At 51.9% G+C, this 19,824-nt stretch carries 30 protein-coding genes and 1 rRNA gene; 25 read left to right on the top strand and 6 right to left on the bottom strand.

Annotation, left to right across the window (positions count from 1 at the left end; genetic code table 11):
- Positions 1 to 3 precede the first annotated feature (3 nt).
- From rplE to ACMWJS_RS15865, 18 genes are all read left to right on the top strand, one after another.
- On the top strand, positions 4 to 543 hold the full coding sequence (gene rplE / locus ACMWJS_RS15950; RefSeq protein ID WP_001096202.1) for a 50S ribosomal protein L5: 540 nt from the start codon (positions 4 to 6) through the stop codon (positions 541 to 543).
- A gap of 14 nt (positions 544 to 557) precedes the next feature.
- Positions 558 to 863 (top strand): 30S ribosomal protein S14, encoded by a 306-nt coding sequence (gene rpsN, locus ACMWJS_RS15945; protein ID WP_003863291.1) that lies wholly within the window; start codon positions 558 to 560, stop codon positions 861 to 863.
- A 30-nt stretch (positions 864 to 893) separates the two neighbouring features.
- Positions 894 to 1,286, top strand: a complete 393-nt coding sequence (gene rpsH / locus ACMWJS_RS15940) for a 30S ribosomal protein S8 (protein WP_006178918.1) — start codon at positions 894 to 896, stop codon at positions 1,284 to 1,286.
- 12 nt (positions 1,287 to 1,298) lie between these two features.
- Entirely contained in the window at positions 1,299 to 1,832 is a 534-nt protein-coding gene (gene rplF, locus ACMWJS_RS15935; protein WP_003863296.1) for a 50S ribosomal protein L6, read from the top strand.
- Between the two features lie 9 nt (positions 1,833 to 1,841).
- Positions 1,842 to 2,195 carry a 50S ribosomal protein L18 gene (rplR, locus tag ACMWJS_RS15930; RefSeq protein WP_003863297.1) on the top strand — a complete coding sequence of 118 codons (354 nt, stop codon included), beginning with the start codon at positions 1,842 to 1,844 and terminating at the stop codon, positions 2,193 to 2,195.
- 14 nt (positions 2,196 to 2,209) lie between these two features.
- Entirely contained in the window at positions 2,210 to 2,710 is a 501-nt protein-coding gene (gene rpsE / locus ACMWJS_RS15925) for a 30S ribosomal protein S5 (protein ID WP_003863299.1), read from the top strand.
- A gap of 6 nt (positions 2,711 to 2,716) precedes the next feature.
- Positions 2,717 to 2,896 (top strand): 50S ribosomal protein L30, encoded by a 180-nt coding sequence (rpmD, locus tag ACMWJS_RS15920; RefSeq protein ID WP_003863301.1) that lies wholly within the window; start codon positions 2,717 to 2,719, stop codon positions 2,894 to 2,896.
- Between the two features lie 3 nt (positions 2,897 to 2,899).
- Positions 2,900 to 3,334 carry a 50S ribosomal protein L15 gene (rplO, locus tag ACMWJS_RS15915; RefSeq protein ID WP_003863304.1) on the top strand — a complete coding sequence of 145 codons (435 nt, stop codon included), beginning with the start codon at positions 2,900 to 2,902 and terminating at the stop codon, positions 3,332 to 3,334.
- A 7-nt stretch (positions 3,335 to 3,341) separates the two neighbouring features.
- On the top strand, positions 3,342 to 4,673 hold the full coding sequence (secY, locus tag ACMWJS_RS15910) for a preprotein translocase subunit SecY (protein ID WP_003863305.1): 1,332 nt from the start codon (positions 3,342 to 3,344) through the stop codon (positions 4,671 to 4,673).
- Positions 4,674 to 4,704: 31 nt separating this feature from the next.
- Entirely contained in the window at positions 4,705 to 4,821 is a 117-nt protein-coding gene (gene rpmJ / locus ACMWJS_RS15905) for a 50S ribosomal protein L36 (protein WP_000868187.1), read from the top strand.
- A 146-nt stretch (positions 4,822 to 4,967) separates the two neighbouring features.
- Positions 4,968 to 5,324: a 30S ribosomal protein S13 gene (gene rpsM / locus ACMWJS_RS15900; protein WP_003863308.1), complete on the top strand. Its 357-nt coding sequence runs from the start codon at positions 4,968 to 4,970 to the stop codon at positions 5,322 to 5,324.
- A gap of 16 nt (positions 5,325 to 5,340) precedes the next feature.
- The gene (rpsK, locus tag ACMWJS_RS15895; RefSeq protein ID WP_003863312.1) at positions 5,341 to 5,730 is read left to right on the top strand and encodes a 30S ribosomal protein S11; all 390 of its coding nucleotides are present in this window, start codon (positions 5,341 to 5,343) and stop codon (positions 5,728 to 5,730) included.
- Positions 5,731 to 5,763: 33 nt separating this feature from the next.
- Entirely contained in the window at positions 5,764 to 6,384 is a 621-nt protein-coding gene (gene rpsD, locus ACMWJS_RS15890) for a 30S ribosomal protein S4 (RefSeq protein ID WP_004868345.1), read from the top strand.
- A 25-nt stretch (positions 6,385 to 6,409) separates the two neighbouring features.
- Positions 6,410 to 7,399: a DNA-directed RNA polymerase subunit alpha gene (locus ACMWJS_RS15885; protein WP_002919219.1), complete on the top strand. Its 990-nt coding sequence runs from the start codon at positions 6,410 to 6,412 to the stop codon at positions 7,397 to 7,399.
- Positions 7,400 to 7,439: 40 nt separating this feature from the next.
- The gene (rplQ, locus tag ACMWJS_RS15880; protein ID WP_001216368.1) at positions 7,440 to 7,823 is read left to right on the top strand and encodes a 50S ribosomal protein L17; all 384 of its coding nucleotides are present in this window, start codon (positions 7,440 to 7,442) and stop codon (positions 7,821 to 7,823) included.
- 107 nt (positions 7,824 to 7,930) lie between these two features.
- The gene (locus ACMWJS_RS15875; RefSeq protein WP_045909532.1) at positions 7,931 to 8,299 is read left to right on the top strand and encodes a DUF1992 domain-containing protein; all 369 of its coding nucleotides are present in this window, start codon (positions 7,931 to 7,933) and stop codon (positions 8,297 to 8,299) included.
- A 2-nt stretch (positions 8,300 to 8,301) separates the two neighbouring features.
- Positions 8,302 to 8,727, top strand: a complete 426-nt coding sequence (gene zntR / locus ACMWJS_RS15870; protein ID WP_021242972.1) for a Zn(2+)-responsive transcriptional regulator — start codon at positions 8,302 to 8,304, stop codon at positions 8,725 to 8,727.
- A gap of 57 nt (positions 8,728 to 8,784) precedes the next feature.
- Positions 8,785 to 9,027 (top strand): alternative ribosome-rescue factor A, encoded by a 243-nt coding sequence (locus tag ACMWJS_RS15865; RefSeq protein ID WP_045909530.1) that lies wholly within the window; start codon positions 8,785 to 8,787, stop codon positions 9,025 to 9,027.
- On the opposite strand, the gene mscL is transcribed toward ACMWJS_RS15865, so the two are convergent.
- The 5 genes from mscL to def all read right to left on the bottom strand — a co-directional run bounded on the left by mscL (position 9,001) and on the right by def (position 13,779).
- A complete protein-coding gene (gene mscL, locus ACMWJS_RS15860) occupies positions 9,001 to 9,411 on the bottom strand; it encodes a large-conductance mechanosensitive channel protein MscL (RefSeq protein ID WP_025759210.1) in 411 nt (136 codons plus the stop codon). The genes ACMWJS_RS15865 and mscL overlap by 27 nt on opposite strands.
- Positions 9,412 to 9,558: 147 nt before the next feature.
- Complete coding sequence (trkA, locus tag ACMWJS_RS15855) at positions 9,559 to 10,935, bottom strand: Trk system potassium transporter TrkA (protein WP_025759209.1); 1,377 nt, start codon at positions 10,933 to 10,935, stop codon at positions 9,559 to 9,561.
- Between the two features lie 22 nt (positions 10,936 to 10,957).
- Positions 10,958 to 12,244, bottom strand: coding sequence for a 16S rRNA (cytosine(967)-C(5))-methyltransferase RsmB (gene rsmB, locus ACMWJS_RS15850; protein WP_334763521.1), 1,287 nt, complete (start codon positions 12,242 to 12,244; stop codon positions 10,958 to 10,960).
- A gap of 52 nt (positions 12,245 to 12,296) precedes the next feature.
- Complete coding sequence (fmt, locus tag ACMWJS_RS15845; RefSeq protein WP_262781615.1) at positions 12,297 to 13,244, bottom strand: methionyl-tRNA formyltransferase; 948 nt, start codon at positions 13,242 to 13,244, stop codon at positions 12,297 to 12,299.
- A 25-nt stretch (positions 13,245 to 13,269) separates the two neighbouring features.
- Entirely contained in the window at positions 13,270 to 13,779 is a 510-nt protein-coding gene (gene def, locus ACMWJS_RS15840; protein WP_008503479.1) for a peptide deformylase, read from the bottom strand.
- A 127-nt stretch (positions 13,780 to 13,906) separates the two neighbouring features.
- On the opposite strand from def, the gene dprA reads away from it, so the two are divergent.
- Genes dprA through ACMWJS_RS15810 form a run of 6 tightly spaced genes read left to right on the top strand, consistent with a single transcriptional unit; the run spans position 13,907 to position 17,690 of the window.
- On the top strand, positions 13,907 to 15,031 hold the full coding sequence (dprA, locus tag ACMWJS_RS15835) for a DNA-protecting protein DprA (RefSeq protein WP_414747293.1): 1,125 nt from the start codon (positions 13,907 to 13,909) through the stop codon (positions 15,029 to 15,031).
- Complete coding sequence (gene smg / locus ACMWJS_RS15830) at positions 15,003 to 15,476, top strand: DUF494 family protein Smg (protein WP_008503477.1); 474 nt, start codon at positions 15,003 to 15,005, stop codon at positions 15,474 to 15,476. The genes dprA and smg overlap by 29 nt, the downstream gene beginning before the upstream one ends.
- 26 nt (positions 15,477 to 15,502) lie before the next feature.
- The gene (locus ACMWJS_RS15825; protein WP_045909528.1) at positions 15,503 to 16,057 is read left to right on the top strand and encodes a type I DNA topoisomerase; all 555 of its coding nucleotides are present in this window, start codon (positions 15,503 to 15,505) and stop codon (positions 16,055 to 16,057) included.
- Entirely contained in the window at positions 16,050 to 16,622 is a 573-nt protein-coding gene (gene tsaC, locus ACMWJS_RS15820) for an L-threonylcarbamoyladenylate synthase type 1 TsaC (RefSeq protein WP_008503475.1), read from the top strand. Before ACMWJS_RS15825 ends, tsaC begins: the two co-directional genes overlap by 8 nt.
- Positions 16,623 to 16,626: 4 nt before the next feature.
- Positions 16,627 to 17,445 carry a shikimate dehydrogenase gene (gene aroE / locus ACMWJS_RS15815; RefSeq protein ID WP_262805745.1) on the top strand — a complete coding sequence of 273 codons (819 nt, stop codon included), beginning with the start codon at positions 16,627 to 16,629 and terminating at the stop codon, positions 17,443 to 17,445.
- Positions 17,442 to 17,690 (top strand): DUF1488 domain-containing protein, encoded by a 249-nt coding sequence (locus tag ACMWJS_RS15810; protein ID WP_023345007.1) that lies wholly within the window; start codon positions 17,442 to 17,444, stop codon positions 17,688 to 17,690. The genes aroE and ACMWJS_RS15810 overlap by 4 nt, the downstream gene beginning before the upstream one ends.
- Here ACMWJS_RS15810 and ACMWJS_RS15805 read toward each other — a convergent pair.
- Complete coding sequence (locus ACMWJS_RS15805) at positions 17,666 to 18,220, bottom strand: gamma carbonic anhydrase family protein (protein ID WP_262790820.1); 555 nt, start codon at positions 18,218 to 18,220, stop codon at positions 17,666 to 17,668. The genes ACMWJS_RS15810 and ACMWJS_RS15805 overlap by 25 nt on opposite strands.
- 471 nt (positions 18,221 to 18,691) lie before the next feature.
- Here ACMWJS_RS15805 and ACMWJS_RS15800 point away from each other — a divergent pair.
- Positions 18,692 to 19,824, top strand: a 16S ribosomal RNA gene (locus ACMWJS_RS15800); the annotation flags it as partial.

Below are 19,824 nucleotides of genomic sequence, written 5' to 3'. Positions count from 1 at the left end.
ACGATGGCGAAACTGCATGATTACTACAAAGACGAAGTAGTTAAGAAACTCATGACCGAGTTTAACTACAATTCTGTCATGCAAGTCCCTCGGGTCGAGAAGATCACCCTGAACATGGGTGTTGGTGAAGCGATCGCTGACAAGAAACTGCTGGATAACGCAGCAGCTGACCTGACAGCAATCTCCGGTCAAAAACCGCTGATCACCAAAGCACGCAAATCTGTTGCAGGCTTCAAAATCCGTCAGGGCTATCCGATCGGCTGTAAAGTAACTCTGCGTGGCGAACGCATGTGGGAGTTCTTTGAGCGCCTGATCACTATTGCTGTTCCACGTATCCGTGACTTCCGTGGCTTGTCCGCTAAGTCTTTCGACGGTCGTGGTAACTACAGCATGGGTGTCCGTGAGCAGATCATCTTCCCAGAAATCGACTACGATAAAGTCGACCGCGTGCGTGGTTTGGATATTACCATTACCACTACTGCGAAATCTGACGAAGAAGGCCGTGCTCTGCTGGCTGCCTTTGACTTCCCGTTCCGCAAGTAAGGTAGGGTTACTGAATGGCTAAGCAATCAATGAAAGCACGCGAAGTAAAGCGCGTAGCTTTAGCTGATAAATTCTTCGCTAAACGCGCTGAACTGAAAGCGATCATTTCTGATGTGAACGCTTCCGACGAAGATCGTTGGAATGCGGTTCTCAAGCTGCAGTCTCTGCCGCGTGATTCCAGCCCGTCTCGTCAGCGTAACCGCTGTCGTCAAACAGGTCGTCCACATGGTTATGTGGGCAAGTTTGGGTTGAGCCGTATCAAACTGCGTGAAGCCGCTATGCGCGGTGAAGTGCCAGGCTTGAAAAAGGCTAGCTGGTAATTACCAATTGAATCACGGGAGTAAAGACAGATGAGCATGCAAGATCCGATCGCGGATATGCTGACCCGTATCCGTAACGGTCAGGCCGCGAACAAAGTTGCGGTCACCATGCCTTCCGCCAAGCTGAAAGTGGCAATTGCCAACGTGCTGAAGGAAGAAGGTTTTATCGAAGATTTTAAAGTTGAAGGCGACACCAAGCCGGAACTGGAACTTACTCTCAAGTATTTCCAGGGTAAAGCTGTTGTAGAAAGCATTCAGCGTGTCAGCCGCCCAGGCCTGCGCATCTATAAGAAAAAAGATGAGCTGCCAAAAGTTATGGCTGGTCTTGGTATCGCAGTTGTTTCTACCTCTAAAGGTGTTATGACTGATCGTGCAGCGCGCCAGGCTGGTCTTGGTGGCGAAATTATCTGCTACGTAGCCTAATCGGAGGAAAGAATGTCTCGTGTTGCTAAAGCACCGGTCGTTATTCCTGCCGGCGTTGATGTAAAAATCGACGGTCAGGTTATTACGATCAAAGGTAAAAACGGCGAGCTGACTCGTACCCTCAACAAAGCTGTTGAAGTTAAACATGCAGATAACGCTCTGACCTTCGGTCCACGTGATGGTTTCGTGGATGGATGGGCTCAGGCTGGTACCGCGCGTGCCCTGCTGAACTCAATGGTTGTTGGTGTTACCGAAGGCTTCACTAAAAAGCTTCAGCTGGTTGGTGTAGGTTATCGTGCAGCTATCAAAGGGAATGCAGTAGGCCTGTCTCTGGGCTTCTCACACCCTGTTGAGCATCCGCTGCCGGCCGGTATCACTGCAGAATGCCCGACTCAAACTGAAATCGTGCTGAAAGGCGCTGATAAACAGCTGATCGGTCAGGTTGCAGCAGATCTGCGCGCCTACCGTCGTCCTGAGCCTTACAAAGGCAAGGGTGTTCGTTACGCCGACGAAGTCGTGCGTACCAAAGAGGCTAAGAAGAAGTAAGGTAACACTATGGATAAGAAATCTGCTCGTATCCGTCGTGCGACCCGCGCACGCCGCAAGCTCAAAGAGCTGGGTGCAACTCGCCTGGTGGTACATCGTACCCCGCGTCATATTTACGCACAGGTAATTGCACCGAACGGTTCTGAAGTTCTGGTAGCTGCTTCTACTGTAGAAAAAGCTATCTCAGAACAATTGAAGTACACCGGTAACAAAGACGCCGCTGCAGCTGTAGGTAAAGCTGTTGCTGAACGCGCTCTGGAAAAAGGCATCAGCAATGTTTCCTTTGACCGTTCCGGGTTCCAATATCATGGTCGTGTCCAGGCACTGGCAGATGCTGCCCGTGAAGCTGGCCTTCAGTTCTAAGGTAGAGGTGTAAGATGGCTCACATCGAAAAACAGGCTGGCGAACTGCAGGAAAAGCTGATCGCGGTAAACCGCGTATCTAAAACCGTTAAAGGTGGTCGTATTTTCTCCTTCACAGCTCTGACTGTAGTAGGCGATGGTAACGGTCGCGTTGGTTTTGGTTACGGTAAAGCGCGTGAAGTTCCAGCAGCGATCCAGAAAGCGATGGAAAAAGCCCGTCGCAACATGATTAACGTCGCGCTGAACAACGGCACCCTGCAGCACCCAGTTAAAGGTGTTCACACGGGTTCTCGTGTATTCATGCAGCCAGCTTCAGAAGGTACCGGTATCATCGCCGGTGGTGCAATGCGCGCCGTTCTGGAAGTTGCTGGGGTTCATAACGTTCTGGCTAAAGCATATGGTTCTACCAACCCGATCAACGTGGTTCGTGCAACTATTGATGGCCTGGAAAATATGAATTCTCCAGAAATGGTCGCTGCCAAGCGTGGTAAATCCGTTGAAGAAATTCTGGGGTAATTGACCATGGCAAAGACTATTAAAATCACTCAAACCCGCAGTGCAATCGGTCGTCTGCCGAAACACAAGGCAACGCTGCTTGGCCTGGGTCTGCGTCGTATTGGTCATACCGTTGAGCGCGAGGATACTCCTGCTGTTCGTGGTATGGTCAACGCGGTTTACTTCATGGTTAAAGTTGAGGAGTAAGAGATGCGTTTAAATACTCTGTCTCCGGCCGAAGGCTCTAAAAAGGCGGGTAAACGCCTGGGTCGTGGTATCGGTTCTGGCCTCGGCAAAACCGGTGGTCGTGGTCACAAAGGTCAGAACTCTCGTTCTGGCGGTGGCGTACGTCGCGGTTTCGAGGGTGGCCAGATGCCACTGTACCGTCGTCTGCCGAAGTTCGGCTTCACCTCTCGCAAAGCAGCGATCACAGCGGAAATCCGTCTGTCTGACCTGGCGAAAGTTGAAGGCGGCGTTGTAGACCTGAACACGCTGAAAGCAGCAAACATTATCGGTATCCAGATCGAGTTCGCGAAAGTGATCCTGGCTGGTGAAGTTTCTACTCCGGTAACTGTTCGTGGCCTGCGTGTTACTAAAGGTGCTCGTGCTGCTATCGAAGCTGCTGGCGGTAAAATTGAGGAATAAGTAGCAGATGGCTAAGCAACCGGGATTAGATTTTCAAAGTGCCAAAGGTGGATTTGGCGAGCTGAAACGCAGACTGCTGTTTGTTATCGGCGCGCTGATTGTGTTCCGTATTGGCTCTTTTATTCCGATCCCTGGTATCGATGCCGCTGTACTTGCCAAACTGCTTGAGCAACAGCGAGGCACCATCATTGAAATGTTCAACATGTTCTCTGGTGGTGCTCTCAGCCGTGCTTCTATCTTCGCATTGGGTATTATGCCGTACATTTCGGCATCTATTATTATCCAGCTGCTGACGGTCGTTCATCCGGCCCTGGCAGAGTTGAAGAAAGAAGGGGAGTCTGGACGTCGTAAGATTAGTCAGTACACCCGTTACGGTACTCTGGTGCTGGCAATATTCCAGTCGATCGGTATTGCTACCGGTCTGCCGAATATGCCTGGTATGCAGGGCCTGGTGTTAAACCCGGGCTTTGCATTCTACTTCACCGCTGTTGTAAGTCTGGTCACAGGGACAATGTTCCTGATGTGGCTCGGCGAACAGATTACTGAGCGTGGTATCGGTAACGGTATCTCAATCATTATCTTCGCCGGTATTGTTGCGGGCCTCCCGCCAGCCATCGCCCACACTATCGAGCAAGCGCGTCAAGGCGACCTGCACTTCCTCCTGTTGCTGTTGGTTGCAGTATTAGTATTTGCAGTGACGTTCTTTGTTGTCTTCGTTGAACGTGGTCAACGCCGCATTGTGGTGAACTACGCTAAACGTCAGCAAGGTCGTCGTGTCTATGCTGCACAGAGCACACATTTACCGCTGAAAGTGAACATGGCGGGGGTTATCCCGGCTATCTTCGCTTCCAGTATTATTCTGTTCCCGGCGACCATCGCGTCATGGTTCGGGGGCGGTACTGGTTGGAACTGGCTGACAACAATTTCGCTGTATTTGCAGCCTGGGCAACCACTTTATGTGTTACTCTATGCGTCTGCGATCATCTTCTTCTGTTTCTTCTACACGGCGTTGGTCTTCAACCCGCGTGAAACAGCAGATAACCTGAAGAAGTCCGGTGCATTTGTACCAGGAATTCGTCCGGGAGAGCAAACGGCGAAGTATATCGATAAAGTAATGACCCGCCTGACTTTGGTTGGTGCGCTCTATATTACTTTTATCTGCCTGATCCCGGAGTTCATGCGTGATGCAATGAAAGTACCGTTCTACTTCGGTGGGACCTCACTGCTTATCGTTGTTGTCGTGATTATGGACTTTATGGCTCAAGTGCAAACTCTGATGATGTCCAGTCAGTATGAGTCTGCATTGAAGAAGGCGAACCTGAAAGGCTACGGCCGCTAATTGGTCGCCTGAGAAGTTACGGAGAGTAAAAATGAAAGTTCGTGCTTCCGTCAAGAAATTATGCCGTAACTGCAAAATCGTTAAGCGTGATGGTGTCATCCGTGTGATTTGCAGTGCCGAGCCGAAGCATAAACAGCGCCAAGGCTGATTATTTCGCATATTTTTCTTGCAAAGTTGGGTTGAGCTGGCTAGATTAGCCAGCCAATCTTTTGTATGTCTGTACGTTTCCATTTGAGTATCCTGAAAACGGGCTTTTCAGCATGGTGCGTACATATTAAATAGTAGGAGTGCATAGTGGCCCGTATAGCAGGCATTAACATTCCTGATCAGAAACATGCTGTGATCGCATTAACTTCGATCTACGGCGTCGGCAAGACCCGTTCTAAAGCCATTCTGGCTGCAGCGGGTATCGCTGAAGATGTTAAGATCAGTGAGCTGTCTGAAGAACAAATCGACACGCTGCGTGACGAAGTTGCCAAATTTGTCGTTGAAGGTGATCTGCGCCGTGAAATCAGCATGAGCATCAAGCGCCTGATGGATCTTGGTTGCTATCGCGGTTTGCGTCATCGTCGTGGTCTGCCAGTGCGCGGTCAGCGTACTAAGACCAACGCACGTACCCGTAAGGGTCCGCGCAAACCGATCAAGAAATAATCGGGGTGATTGAATAATGGCAAAGGCACCAGTTCGTGCACGTAAACGTGTAAGAAAACAAGTCTCTGACGGCGTGGCTCATATCCATGCTTCTTTCAACAACACCATCGTTACTATTACTGATCGTCAGGGTAACGCATTGGGTTGGGCAACAGCCGGTGGTTCCGGTTTCCGTGGTTCTCGCAAATCCACTCCGTTCGCAGCTCAGGTTGCAGCAGAGCGTTGCGCTGAAGCCGTAAAAGAATACGGCATCAAGAATCTGGAAGTTATGGTTAAAGGTCCGGGTCCGGGTCGTGAATCTACTGTTCGCGCTCTGAACGCCGCTGGTTTCCGCATCACGAATATTACTGATGTGACTCCGATCCCTCATAACGGTTGTCGTCCGCCGAAAAAACGTCGCGTATAACGCTCCGTTTTTTAGGTTAGTTGGAGATAGAAAATGGCAAGATATTTGGGTCCTAAGCTCAAGCTGAGCCGTCGTGAGGGCACCGACTTATTCCTTAAGTCTGGCGTTCGCGCGATCGATACCAAGTGTAAAATTGAACAAGCTCCTGGCCAGCACGGTGCGCGTAAACCGCGTCTGTCTGACTATGGTGTGCAGTTGCGTGAAAAGCAAAAAGTTCGCCGTATGTACGGTGTGCTGGAGCGTCAGTTCCGTAACTATTATAAAGAAGCAGCACGTCTGAAAGGCAACACAGGTGAAAACCTGCTGGCTCTGCTGGAAGGTCGTCTGGACAACGTTGTATACCGTATGGGCTTCGGCGCTACTCGTGCTGAATCACGTCAGCTGGTTAGCCACAAAGCAATCATGGTAAACGGTCGTGTTGTTAACATCGCTTCTTATCAGGTTAAAGCGAATGACGTTGTTAGCATTCGTGAGAAAGCGAAAAAGCAATCTCGCGTGAAGGCCGCTCTGGAGCTGGCTGAGCAGCGTGAAAAGCCAACCTGGCTGGAAGTTGATGCTGGCAAGATGGAAGGTACGTTCAAGCGTCAGCCAGAACGTTCTGATCTGTCTGCGGACATTAACGAACACCTGATCGTCGAGCTTTACTCCAAGTAAAGCTTAGTACCAAAGAGAGGACACAATGCAGGGTTCTGTGACAGAGTTTCTAAAACCGCGCCTGGTAGATATCGAGCAAGTGAGTTCGACGCACGCCAAGGTGACCCTTGAGCCTTTAGAGCGTGGCTTTGGCCATACTCTGGGTAACGCACTGCGCCGTATTCTGCTCTCATCGATGCCGGGTTGCGCGGTGACCGAGGTTGAGATTGATGGTGTACTTCATGAGTACAGCACCAAAGAAGGCGTTCAGGAAGATATCCTTGAAATCCTGCTCAACCTGAAAGGGCTGGCGGTGAGAGTTCAGGGTAAAGATGAAGTTATTCTTACTCTGAATAAATCTGGCATTGGCCCTGTGACTGCAGCCGACATCACCCACGACGGTGATGTTGAAATCGTCAAGCCGCAGCACGTGATCTGCCACCTGACCGATGAGAACGCAGCAATTAGCATGCGTATCAAAGTTCAGCGCGGTCGTGGTTATGTGCCGGCTTCTGCCCGAATTCATTCGGAAGAAGATGAGCGCCCAATCGGCCGTCTGCTGGTCGACGCATGCTACAGCCCTGTAGAGCGTATTGCCTACAATGTTGAAGCAGCGCGTGTAGAACAGCGTACCGACCTGGACAAGCTGGTCATCGAAATGGAAACCAACGGCACAATCGATCCTGAAGAGGCGATTCGTCGTGCGGCAACCATCCTGGCAGAACAACTGGAAGCTTTCGTTGACTTACGTGATGTACGTCAGCCGGAAGTGAAAGAAGAGAAACCAGAATTCGATCCGATCCTGCTGCGCCCTGTTGACGATCTCGAATTGACTGTCCGCTCTGCTAACTGCCTCAAGGCAGAAGCTATCCACTATATCGGTGATCTGGTACAGCGTACCGAGGTTGAGTTGCTGAAAACGCCGAACCTGGGTAAAAAATCTCTTACTGAGATTAAAGACGTGCTGGCTTCACGTGGTCTGTCTCTGGGCATGCGCCTGGAAAACTGGCCACCGGCAAGCATTGCTGACGAGTAACCGGATCACAGGTTAAGGTTTTACTGAGAAGGATAAGGTCATGCGCCATCGTAAGAGTGGTCGTCAACTGAACCGCAACAGCAGCCATCGCCAGGCTATGTTCCGCAACATGGCAGGTTCACTGGTTCGTCATGAGATCATCAAGACGACCCTGCCTAAAGCGAAAGAGCTGCGTCGCGTAGTTGAGCCGCTGATTACTCTTGCCAAGACTGACAGCGTTGCTAATCGTCGTCTGGCATTCGCCCGTACTCGTGATAACGAGATCGTGGCAAAACTGTTTAACGAACTGGGCCCGCGTTTCGCGAGCCGTGCCGGTGGTTACACTCGCATTCTGAAGTGTGGTTTCCGTGCAGGCGACAACGCGCCGATGGCTTACATCGAGCTGGTTGATCGTTCAGAGAAAGCAGAAGCTGCTGCAGAGTAATCTGCAGTAACGTAAAAAAACCCGCTCCGGCGGGTTTTTTTATATCCGCGATATCCCCACTTCTCTACAATGTCCGTATCAATTTTGTTCATCCTCTGGAGCTGGTAATGTGGTTGCTCGACCAGTGGGCAGAACGCCATATTCGCGATGCCCAGAAAAAAGGTGAATTCGATGATCTTCCGGGACGCGGCGAACCCCTTGTGCTTGACGATGACTCGCACATTGCGCCTGAACTACGGGCGGGCTACCGTTTACTGAAAAATGCAGGCTGTCTCCCTCCGGAACTTGAACAGCGCAGAGAGGCTGTTGAACTGGCCGATCTGCTGAAAGGGATCCGTCAGGACGATCCGCGACATTCTGAACTGAGCCGTCGTCTGGCCCTGCTTGAACTTAAGCTGCGCCAGGCAGGAATGAACACTGACTTTCTGCACGGTGAATACGGTGAAAGCTTGTTGCGGAAAATTAACGAGGGGTAGTTATGTACCGTATCGGTGAACTTGCGAAGCTCGCTAACGTCACGCCGGATACCATCCGATATTACGAAAAGCAGCAGATGATCGACCATGAAGTCCGTACTGAAGGTGGCTTTCGACTTTATACCGATAACGATCTGCAGCGCCTGCGGTTTATTCGTTATGCGCGCCAGCTCGGTTTCACATTAGACTCGATCCGCGAGCTATTATCGATCCGCATCGATCCGGCACATCACACCTGCCAGGAGTCTAAAAGCATTGTGCAGGCCCGGCTGGATGAAGTGGAAGCACGCATTCAGGAACTGCAGACCATGCAGCGCTCTCTGCAAAGGCTGAATGATGCTTGTTGCGGCACGGCCCACAGCAGTATTTATTGTTCCATACTGGAAGCCCTTGAACAGGGGGCCAGTGGAGAAACCGAGGACTGTTGATTTTTAGTCCATCCGGATCTAGACTCCCGTCGTCATAAACCATGCTCAGGAGAATTTATGAGCCGCTATCAGCACACGAAAGGACAGATAAAAGACAATGCCATTGAGGCACTACTTCACGACCCGCTATTCAGACAACGTGTTGAGAAGAACAAAAAAGGGAAAGGGAGTTATCTGCGTAAAGACAAGCATGCAAAACGGGGTAACTGGGAGGCCAGTGGCAAACAAGCGAATCGCTTATTTACCACTGGCCTTCCTGCTTTAAGCTTTCGATTAAACGCGGTTGTTCTGCTCTTTTAACAGATCGCGAATCTCACTCAGCAGCACTTCTTCTTTTGTAGGTGCAGGCGCCGCTGCCGGCTCTTCTTTTTTACGGTTCAGCTTGTTGATCAGCTTGATAGCCATAAAAATGGCAAACGCCACAATCACGAAATCAAATACGTTCTGAATAAATACGCCGTAGTGCATCACGACTGCCGGAACATCACCTTGTGCTTCACGCAGCGTGAAAGCGAATTGTTTGAAATCAATGCCCCCGATCAGCAACCCTAAAGGTGGCATGATAATGTCGGCCACTAATGATGAAACAATCTTGCCGAATGCCGCACCAATAATGACACCCACTGCCAAATCCACCACGTTTCCGCGCATCGCAAATTCGCGAAATTCTTTAATAAAACTCATTTTGTTCTCCTTGTGCCAGCTGACGACTATAAGTTTAACAAATGATTAGCTAATTGCCATTCGGGATAATTAAACGTTATGAAAAAATAAAAGGCACAGAAATGAAAAGGATAAAGGTCGGGTGCACTTTTTCAGGCACCCGACACATTAAAGGAAGAATGGGCTTGGCTGGAATAAACGTTCGACGTCGGTAATAAACTTTTTATCGGTAAGGAACATAATAACGTGATCGCCTTGCTCAATACGTAAATTATCATTGGCAATCATGACATCATTTCCGCGCACGACGGCACCGATAATCGTTCCCGGTGGCAGCTTAATTTCGTCTATCGAACGGCCCACGACGCGTGACGTGGTTTCATCTCCGTGCGCCACGGCTTCAATGGCTTCCGCGACACCGCGGCGGAGCGATGACACCCCGACAATATCCGCTTTACGCACATGGCTCAGGAGCGCGGAAATGGTCGCCTGCTGAGGTGAAATGGCAATATCAATGACGCTGCCCTGCACCAGATCAACGTATGCCCGACGCTGGATAAGCACCATGACCTTTTTGGCCCCCATGCGTTTGGCGAGCATGGCGGACATTATATTCGCTTCATCGTCGTTGGTGACGGCAATAAAGAGATCAACTTGATCAATATGCTCTTCAGCCAGTAATTCCTGATCGGACGCATCGCCATAAAATACGATCGTATTTTGCAGTTTTTCCGCCAGTTCAGCAGCACGCTGCTGATCGCGCTCGATCAACTTCACGCTGTAATCTTTTTCCAGCCGGTGTGCCAGGCCTGCACCGATATTGCCGCCGCCGACCAGCATAATGCGTTTATAGGGTTTTTCCAGACGCTGAAGTTCACTCATCACCGCACGAATATGCTGTGAAGCTGCAATAAAGAAGACTTCGTCACCGGCTTCGACAATCGTGGAGCCCTGCGGGCGGATTGGCCTGTCGTGACGGAAAATGGCTGCGACGCGCGTATCGATATGCGGCATGTGCTCGCGCATGGTGGAAAGCGCATTGCCGATCAATGGCCCGCCGTAATAGGCTTTAACGACGGCCAGGCTCACTTTACCTTCGGCAAAGTTCACTACCTGCAAGGCGCCCGGATATTCGATCAGACGGTAGATATTATCGATAACCAGCTGTTCTGGGGCGATGAGATGATCAATAGGGACCGCTTCTGAGTTAAACAGCTTCTCAGCATCGCGGACATAGTCCGGAGAGCGGATGCGCGCGATTCGGTTTGGCGTGTTGAAAAGCGAGTAGGCCACCTGACAGGCCACCATATTGGTTTCGTCAGAACTGGTCACCGCAACCAGCATATCGGCATCGTCAGCGCCCGCCTCACGAAGAACGCGCGGGTGCGAACCATGGCCCTGCACAACGCGCAGGTCAAATTTGTCCTGCAAAACACGCAGGCGATCGCCGTTGGTATCCACGATGGTGATGTCGTTGTTTTCGCCAACCAGGTTTTCCGCCAGCGTTCCGCCAACCTGTCCTGCGCCCAGAATGATAATCTTCATATCTCGTGACCTGTTCTCAACATCACTCTTTGATTAGCTTAGCGTAAAAGAAGCCATCACCCTCTTCTGCACCCGGCAGATTCTGCTGACCCGGGCATTCAGGCGTTCCCGTATCGCGCAGCGCCGCGTCCGGGGTACGTTTAAGGAAGGCCGCGATTTGCTGACTGTTTTCTTCAGGAAGTACCGAGCAGGTCGCATACACCAGCGTGCCGCCGGGCTTGAGATGCGGCCAGATGGCGTCGAGGATGTCGGATTGCAGCTGGGCAAGTTCGTTAATATCACGATCGCGGCGCAGCCACTTGATATCCGGATGACGACGAATCACGCCGGTTGCAGAGCAGGGGGCATCCAGCAAAATGCGATCGAATTGTGTTTCACCACACCATTCTGCGGGTTTGCGTCCATCGCCTTGCTTAACCTGCGCCTTCATGCCCAGGCGCTTGAGGTTGTCATAGACGCGTGAAAGACGCTGCTCATCAACGTCCACCGCCATCACGCTGGCCTGCGGAGCCACTTCAAGAATATGCGTTGTTTTGCCCCCTGGTGCGGCGCAGAGATCGAGGATCTGCTCACCGTTTTGGGGTTCAAGCCAGGTCATGCAACCCTGAGCAGAAGCATCCTGTACCGTTACCCAACCCTCTTCAAAGCCGGGTAATGCATGTACCGGTGCAGGCGATGCTAAGCGCACGGCATCAGGGTATGCGTCATGGGTGAAACCGCTCATTCCAGCTTCTTCGAGTAATGCCAGCCATGCGTCACGGGTGTGGTGATTACGATTCACGCGTAACCACATTGGCGGACGCTGGTTGTTGGCATCGGCAATGTCCTGCCACTGCTGCGGATAAGCTTTTTTCAGGCGCTTCAACAGCCAGTCCGGATGCAGGAAGCGCGCTTCGTTTTGGGCAAATTCAGCCAGAAGCTCATCCTGCTGTCGCTGGAACTGGCGCAATACGCCGTTGATCAGCCCTTTCAACTGAGGACGTTTAATCGCAACGGCACCTTCCACCGTCTCTGCCAGCGCGGCGTGAGGTGGGATGCGGGTATGAAGAAGCTGATAAAAACCCACCATAATCAAATAATGTACGGTGCGCTGCTTGCCCGTCATTGGGCGGGACATCAGCTTATTAATCAGCCACTCAAGCTGAGAGAGTGTGCGCAGGACGCCAAAGCAGAGCTCCTGAAGCAGGGCTTTATCTTTATCAGAAACTTTTTGCTGCAGGGGTGGCAGGACGTTACTCAATGACTGGCCCTGCTCGATAACCTGCTCGACGGCCTGGGCCGCCATACTGCGTAGATTTTGTTTTTTCATAACCGTAAAAATAAAAATGCCCGGAAACACCGGGCCTTAAGAATAAATTTGCTCAGGCAAGGCGATTGCCCGGGATAAACCATTCACGACGGGAATTTAACAGATCCTGAGCGCTCATGGCTTTCTTACCGGCCGGTTGGAGCGATTCAAGATTCAAAATCCCTTGCGCGGTCGCCACCTGGATGCCGTTCTTGCTGGCATCAATAATCGTACCGGGTTCCGCCGTCGTCGCACCGCTAATGACGGAGGCCTTCCAGACTTTTACTGGCTGCTCATCAATTTCCATCCAGCTCATTGGCCACGGATTAAAAGCGCGAATGCAGCGTTCAAGTTGAGCGGCGGACAGGGACCAGTCGATACGCGCTTCTTCTTTGCTCAGCTTTTCGGCGTAGGTTACCAGCGCGTCATCCTGAACTTCCGGTTTTGCCGTATTGTCAGCAAGCTGCTGAAGCGTCTCGATAAGACCTTGTGGGCCAAGGTCTGCCAGTTTGTCATACAGCGTGGCGCTGGTATCGTCTGGCGTAATGGGGCAGGCCAGTTTATACAGCATGTCGCCGGTGTCTAAACCTACGTCCATCTTCATGATGGTCACGCCCGTTTCGGCATCACCCGCCCACAGCGCGCGCTGGATAGGAGCTGCACCACGCCAGCGTGGGAGCAGAGACCCATGCACGTTGATACAACCCAGGCGCGGCATATCAAGCACGGCTTTTGGCAGAATTAAACCGTAAGCCACCACCACCATTACGTCGGCATTCAGGTCAGCAACCAGCTGCTGATTTTCCTGCGGGCGCAGCGATGCGGGCTGAAAAACGGGAAGCCCATGCTCTTCTGCCAGCACTTTGACCGGGCTCGGCATCAGTTTTTTGCCGCGACCAGCAGGACGGTCCGGTTGGGTAAAGACGCCAATAACCTGGTGACCAGACGATAACAGCGCGTCAAGATGACGCGCTGCAAAATCAGGGGTTCCCGCGAAGATAATACGTAGTGTTTTAGACACGATGATCCTTGTATCCGGGGGGACGTTATGCGCGAGAACGCAAACGATCCAGTTTCTCTACTTTCTGACGAATACGCTGCTGTTTCAGCGGCGAGAGATAATCGATAAACAGTTTACCGACCAGGTGATCCATCTCATGCTGAATACAAATTGCCAGCAGGTCGTCTGCCTCCAGTTCGAACGGATTACCGTCACGATCCAGGGCGCGAATTTTCACTTTTTCGGCACGCGGCACTAACGCACGCTGTTCAGGAATAGACAGACAGCCTTCCTCAATACCGGTTTCGCCACTCTTTTCGAGCAGCTCCGGGTTGATCAGCACCAGGCGGCCATCGCGATTTTCCGAAACATCAATCACGATAATACGCTTGTGAATGTCCACCTGCGTCGCCGCCAGGCCAATGCCTTCTTCGGCGTACATGGTATCGAACATATCATCAACGATACGCTGGATTTCTGCATTCACTTCTTTGACCGGTTCAGCGACGATGCGAAGGCGCTCGTCCGGAATATGTAACACTTGCAAAACTGCCATAAATTTCCAGAGTCGTGTTCAGGAGTTGATAAGAATACTCCCTCTATTCTAGACAAATCCCCCTTCGATTGACAGCATCAGTGACCAATCGCAATGATTGCGGAGAGCGCTTATGGCAGGGGAAAGGATGACGTCTACCGAGATTTGGCTACGGCTCATGCACACAGGTTCTCTGTGTGGTGATGTCATGGTGGAAGCGGCTGCACGGCTGCAGAGGCAGGAAGGCATCGATACGCTTGTCTTAAGAAATGCTGGACTGACAGCAAAGCAGGCTGAACGGTTCGTTGCGTTCGATGAGAGTGAGCTGGAACGTAGCCTGATATGGCTTGAGCAGCCGGGACATCATTTATTAACGGCCAATCATTCCCTTTATCCCCCTCTACTCCGCACGATCCCTGACTATCCCGGGGCTTTATTCATAAAAGGTAACCCTGAGACGCTTAATACCGTTCAGCTGGCGGTGGTAGGGAGTCGTGCGCCGTCATGGTACGGCGAGCGATGGGGGAAAATCCTGTGCGAACAACTTTCACATAGTGGTTTCACGATTACCAGCGGGCTGGCCTGTGGTATTGACGGCGTTGCCCACAGCGCGGCGCTGTCAGTAAAAGGACGAAGTGTCGCGGTGCTGGGGAACGGTCTTTTTAGCATTTACCCACGCCGGCATCAGGCATTGGCGATGCGGCTTATTGAGTCTGACGGCGCGATAGTGTCTGAGTTTCCGCTTTCCGCGCAGCCCCGACCGGCAAACTTTCCGCGTCGTAATCGCATCATCAGCGGCCTTAGCAAAGGCGTGCTGGTGGTCGAAGCCGCGCGGCGAAGCGGTTCGCTGGTCACGGCACGGTGCGCGCTCGAACAGGGGCGAGAAGTCTTCGCCTTGCCAGGCCCGATAGGTAATCCCGGATGCGAGGGACCGCACTGGCTGATTAAGCAGGGGGCAATACCAGTAACGGAAGTCGGGGACATTCTTGAAAATTTGCAATATGGGCTGCAATGGCTGCAGGAAGATCCCGAAAAGCGACAATATTCATCAGATCAGGGAAAGGTGGCATTGCCATTTCCCAAGCTCCTGGCTAACGTAGGAGATGAGGTAACACCTGTTGACGTTGTCGCTGAACGTGCCGGCCAACCTGTGCCAGTAACGGTAGCACAGCTACTCGAACTGGAGTTAGCAGGGTGGATCGCAGCTGTACCCGGCGGCTATGTCCGATTAAGGAGGGCATGCCATGTTCGACGTACTGATGTATTTGTTTGAGACTTACATCCATAACGAAGCAGAAATGCGAGTGGATCAGGACAAGTTGACACAGGATCTTACCGATGCGGGATTTGAGCGGGAAGATATCTACAATGCGTTGATGTGGCTGGAAAAACTGGCTGATTATCAGGAAGGCCTTGCCGAACCGATGCAGCTTGCTTCTGACCCATTGTCTGTACGCATTTATACCGCTGAAGAGTGTGAACGGCTGGACGCCAGCTGCCGGGGATTCATTTTATTCCTTGAGCAGATTCAGGTGCTAAACCTCGAAACGAGAGAAATGGTGATAGAGCGCGTCATGGCGCTGGATACGGCAGAATTTGAACTGGAAGATCTCAAGTGGGTGATCCTGATGGTTCTGTTTAATATCCCGGGCTGTGAAAATGCCTATCAGCAAATGGAAGAATTACTCTTTGAAGTGAATGAAGGTATGCTGCACTAATTCAATGTGCAGCACCAAGAGTTGTTATGGCCAAATCAGCACTGTTCACGGTGCACAAAAACGAGCCCTGCCCGCAGTGCGGGGCTGAACTTGTTATTCGGTCCGGGAAACACGGCCCGTTTCTCGGTTGTTCTCACTATCCGGAATGTGATTATGTTCGTCCTCTGAAAAGCCAGGCGGATGGACATATCGTTAAAATTCTGGAGGGTCAGCTGTGCCCTCTCTGCGGTGGCGAACTCGCGCTACGCCAGGGGCGTTTCGGCATGTTTATTGGATGTAGCCGCTACCCGGAATGTGAACATACGGAACAAATTGATAAGCCTGATGAAACGGCAATTGCCTGCCCTCAGTGTCAGCGCGGTCAGCTGGTACAGCGCCGTTCCCGTTATGGTAAGACCTTCCATTCGTGCGATCGCTACCCTGACTGCCAGTTCGTTATCAATTTTAAGCCGGTAGCGGGAATCTGCCCTCATTGCAATTATCCGCTACTGATAGAGAAGAAAACCGCGCAAGGCATGAAACGCTTCTGCGCCAGTAAACAATGTGGAAAGCCGGTAACGGCGGATCAATATAGTGAATAATAACCTGCCATCAGGCTCCATTGCCCATGCAGTGGACGTACTGAAAAATGAAGAAGTCATCGCCTATCCAACTGAAGCTGTTTTTGGGGTCGGTTGCGATCCTGACAGCGAGACGGCTGTGAGCCGTCTGCTTACCCTGAAACAAAGACCCGTCGAGAAAGGACTGATTTTGATCGCTGCGAATTACGAGCAGCTTAAGCCCTATATTGATGACTCTATGCTAACCCCAGCACAGCGCGAGACAATCTTCTCCGCGTGGCCTGGACCGGTCACCTTTGTTTTCCCGGCGCAGCCGACAACACCGCGCTGGTTAACCGGACGCTTTGATTCCCTTGCCGTTCGGGTCACTGACCATCCGCTGGTGGTGGAGCTGTGCCTGGCATTTGGTAAACCACTGGTCTCAACCAGCGCCAACCTGACCGGGCAGCCGCCATGTCGGACAACCGAAGAAGTGCTGGCGCAGTTCGGGAATGACTTCCCTGTCGCTGTCGGTGAAACGGGAGGGCGCCTGAATCCATCTGAAATTCGCGACGCTTTGACCGGCGAACGTTTTCGCCAGGGGTAATCTCATGGAAACCTATGCTGTTTTTGGTAATCCCATTGCACACAGCAAGTCACCGTTGATCCATCAGCAGTTCGCGGAGCAGCTGCAGATAGATCACCCTTATGGTCGCGTACTGGCGCCAGTGGAAGCTTTTATCCCTACGCTTGAGGCCTTTTTCGCCGCGGGGGGCAAAGGTGCGAATGTGACGGTCCCGTTTAAAGAAGAAGCCTTCGAACGTGCGGATGAGCTGACCGAACGCGCTTCACTTGCTGGTGCAGTCAATACCCTAAAACGGCTTGAGGATGGACGCCTTCTGGGGGACAACACCGACGGGATTGGTTTACTCAGCGATCTGGAAAGACTCTCCTTTATCAAGCCCGGATTCCGAATCCTGCTGATTGGCGCGGGTGGCGCATCGCGGGGCGTTTTGTTGCCTCTGCTTTCACTGGACTGTTCGGTGACCATCACGAACAGAACCTTTTCCCGGGCAGAAGCGCTGGCGGCGTTGTTTGCGCATACCGGCAGCGTGAGCGCGGTAGCGCTTGACGATCTTGCCGAACGTGAGTTCGATCTTGTCATTAATGCCACATCCAGCGGCATCAACGGTGAGATCCCGGCGATCCCCGCTTCGCTGGTCAGTGCGCATATGTACTTCTATGACATGTTCTATCAGAAAGGGAAGACGCCTTTCCTGAACTGGTGTGAACAACACGGCGCGAAACAGTTAGCCGATGGGCTGGGAATGCTGGTGGGGCAGGCTGCGCATGCGGTGCTGCTCTGGCACGGCGTGTTGCCTGCGGTCGAGCCGGTCATTGAAAAGCTAAAGCAGGAGCTTTCGGCGTGAATCAGGCTATTCATTTCCCGGACAGAGAGAGCTGGGATGAGCATAAACAAGCGGTCTGTTTTCCGGTGCTGGTGCAGGGCATGCAACTTACCTGTGCCATCCATGGAGAAACGCTGTTGCATCGTTTTGGCGGCACAGACCCGCTAGCGGTATTTTGCGAAAATCGCTGGGATCTGGAAGAGGAAGCCAGCGATTTAATCCGCGAACAGCAGGAAGACGATCAGGGCTGGGTTTGGTTATCCTGATCCAGATAGTCATTCTTCCATTTTACGTAGTTGTTCGCCGAGTATTTTAATCCTTCGATCTCTGCCTCCTTAAGGGGGCGGATCTGTTTTACCGGACTTCCCAGATAGAGATAACCGCTCTCCAGCCGTTTGTTCTGCGGGACCAGGCTACCGGCACCAATCATTACGTCATCTTCTACTATGACGCCATCCAGCAAAATCGACCCCATGCCAACAAGGACGCGATTTCCGATCGTGCAGCCGTGGAGCATCACTTTATGGCCGACGGTAACATCCTCTCCAATGATGAGGGGATTACCCTCGGGGTTATAGGAGGATTTGTGCGTGACATGCAGAACGCTACCGTCCTGAATGTTGGTACGTGCACCAATCGACACATAGTTAACATCTCCCCTGATGGCGACGAGCGGCCAGATGCTGACATCCTCGGCCATTCGCACATCACCAACGACCACGCTGCTGGCATCGATCATCACGCGATCGCCTTTTTGGGGGAACAGATCTTTATAAGGGCGTAATACTGCTGGCATATCTACCTCTAAGAATGAGCGCTATAAGAAGACTTTGATCGTATTAATGGATCGAGGCAAGGCAAAATACGTCAATATTTAAGCAGATCGGGCGGGATTTCAGCGAAAAGCGCGGAAAATCAGCAGTCGGAAAAAAAGATCTAAAAAATACTTGTGCTAAAAATTGGGACCCCTATAATGCGCCTCCATCGACACGGCGGATGTGAATCACTTCACACAACAAGCGGTTCGGTTGAAGAGAAAAAATCCTGAAATAACGGGTTGACTCTGAAAGAGGAAAGCGTAATATACGCCACCTCGCAACGGTGAGCGAAAGCCGCGTTGCACTGCTCTTTAACAATTTATCAGACAATCTGTGTGGGCACTCAAAGTGACATGGATTCTTAATGTCTTCGGACAATAAATGAATACCAAGTCTCTGAGTGAACATGCGTAATTCATTACGAAGTTTAATTCACGAGCATCAAACTTAAATTGAAGAGTTTGATCATGGCTCAGATTGAACGCTGGCGGCAGGCCTAACACATGCAAGTCGAGCGGTAACACAGGGAGCTTGCTCCCGGGTGACGAGCGGCGGACGGGTGAGTAATGTCTGGGAAACTGCCTGATGGAGGGGGATAACTACTGGAAACGGTAGCTAATACCGCATAACGTCGCAAGACCAAAGAGGGGGACCTTCGGGCCTCTTGCCATCAGATGTGCCCAGATGGGATTAGCTAGTAGGTGGGGTAATGGCTCACCTAGGCGACGATCCCTAGCTGGTCTGAGAGGATGACCAGCCACACTGGAACTGAGACACGGTCCAGACTCCTACGGGAGGCAGCAGTGGGGAATATTGCACAATGGGCGCAAGCCTGATGCAGCCATGCCGCGTGTATGAAGAAGGCCTTCGGGTTGTAAAGTACTTTCAGCGGGGAGGAAGGTGTTGAGGTTAATAACCTCAGCAATTGACGTTACCCGCAGAAGAAGCACCGGCTAACTCCGTGCCAGCAGCCGCGGTAATACGGAGGGTGCAAGCGTTAATCGGAATTACTGGGCGTAAAGCGCACGCAGGCGGTCTGTCAAGTCGGATGTGAAATCCCCGGGCTCAACCTGGGAACTGCATTCGAAACTGGCAGGCTAGAGTCTTGTAGAGGGGGGTAGAATTCCAGGTGTAGCGGTGAAATGCGTAGAGATCTGGAGGAATACCGGTGGCGAAGGCGGCCCCCTGGACAAAGACTGACGCTCAGGTGCGAAAGCGTGGGGAGCAAACAGGATTAGATACCCTGGTAGTCCACGCCGTAAACGATGTCGACTTGGAGGTTGTGCCCTTGAGGCGTGGCTTCCGGAGCTAACGCGTTAAGTCGACCGCCTGGGGAGTACGGCCGCAAGGTTAAAACTCAAATGAATTGACGGGGGCCCGCACAAGCGGTGGAGCATGTGGTTTAATTCGATGCAACGCGAAGAACCTTACCTACTCTTGACATCCAGAGAACTTTCCAGAGATGGATTGGTGCCTTCGGGAACTCTGAGACAGGTGCTGCATGGCTGTCGTCAGCTCGTGTTGTGAAATGTTGGGTTAAGTCCCGCAACGAGCGCAACCCTTATCCTTTGTTGCCAGCGGT

It is taken from the genome of Enterobacter sp. HK-058-C-ECC (genome assembly GCF_047531125.1).
Lineage (GTDB): Bacteria > Pseudomonadota > Gammaproteobacteria > Enterobacterales > Enterobacteriaceae > Enterobacter > Enterobacter quasiroggenkampii.
This window is presented reverse-complemented; position numbering and strand designations above follow the sequence as displayed.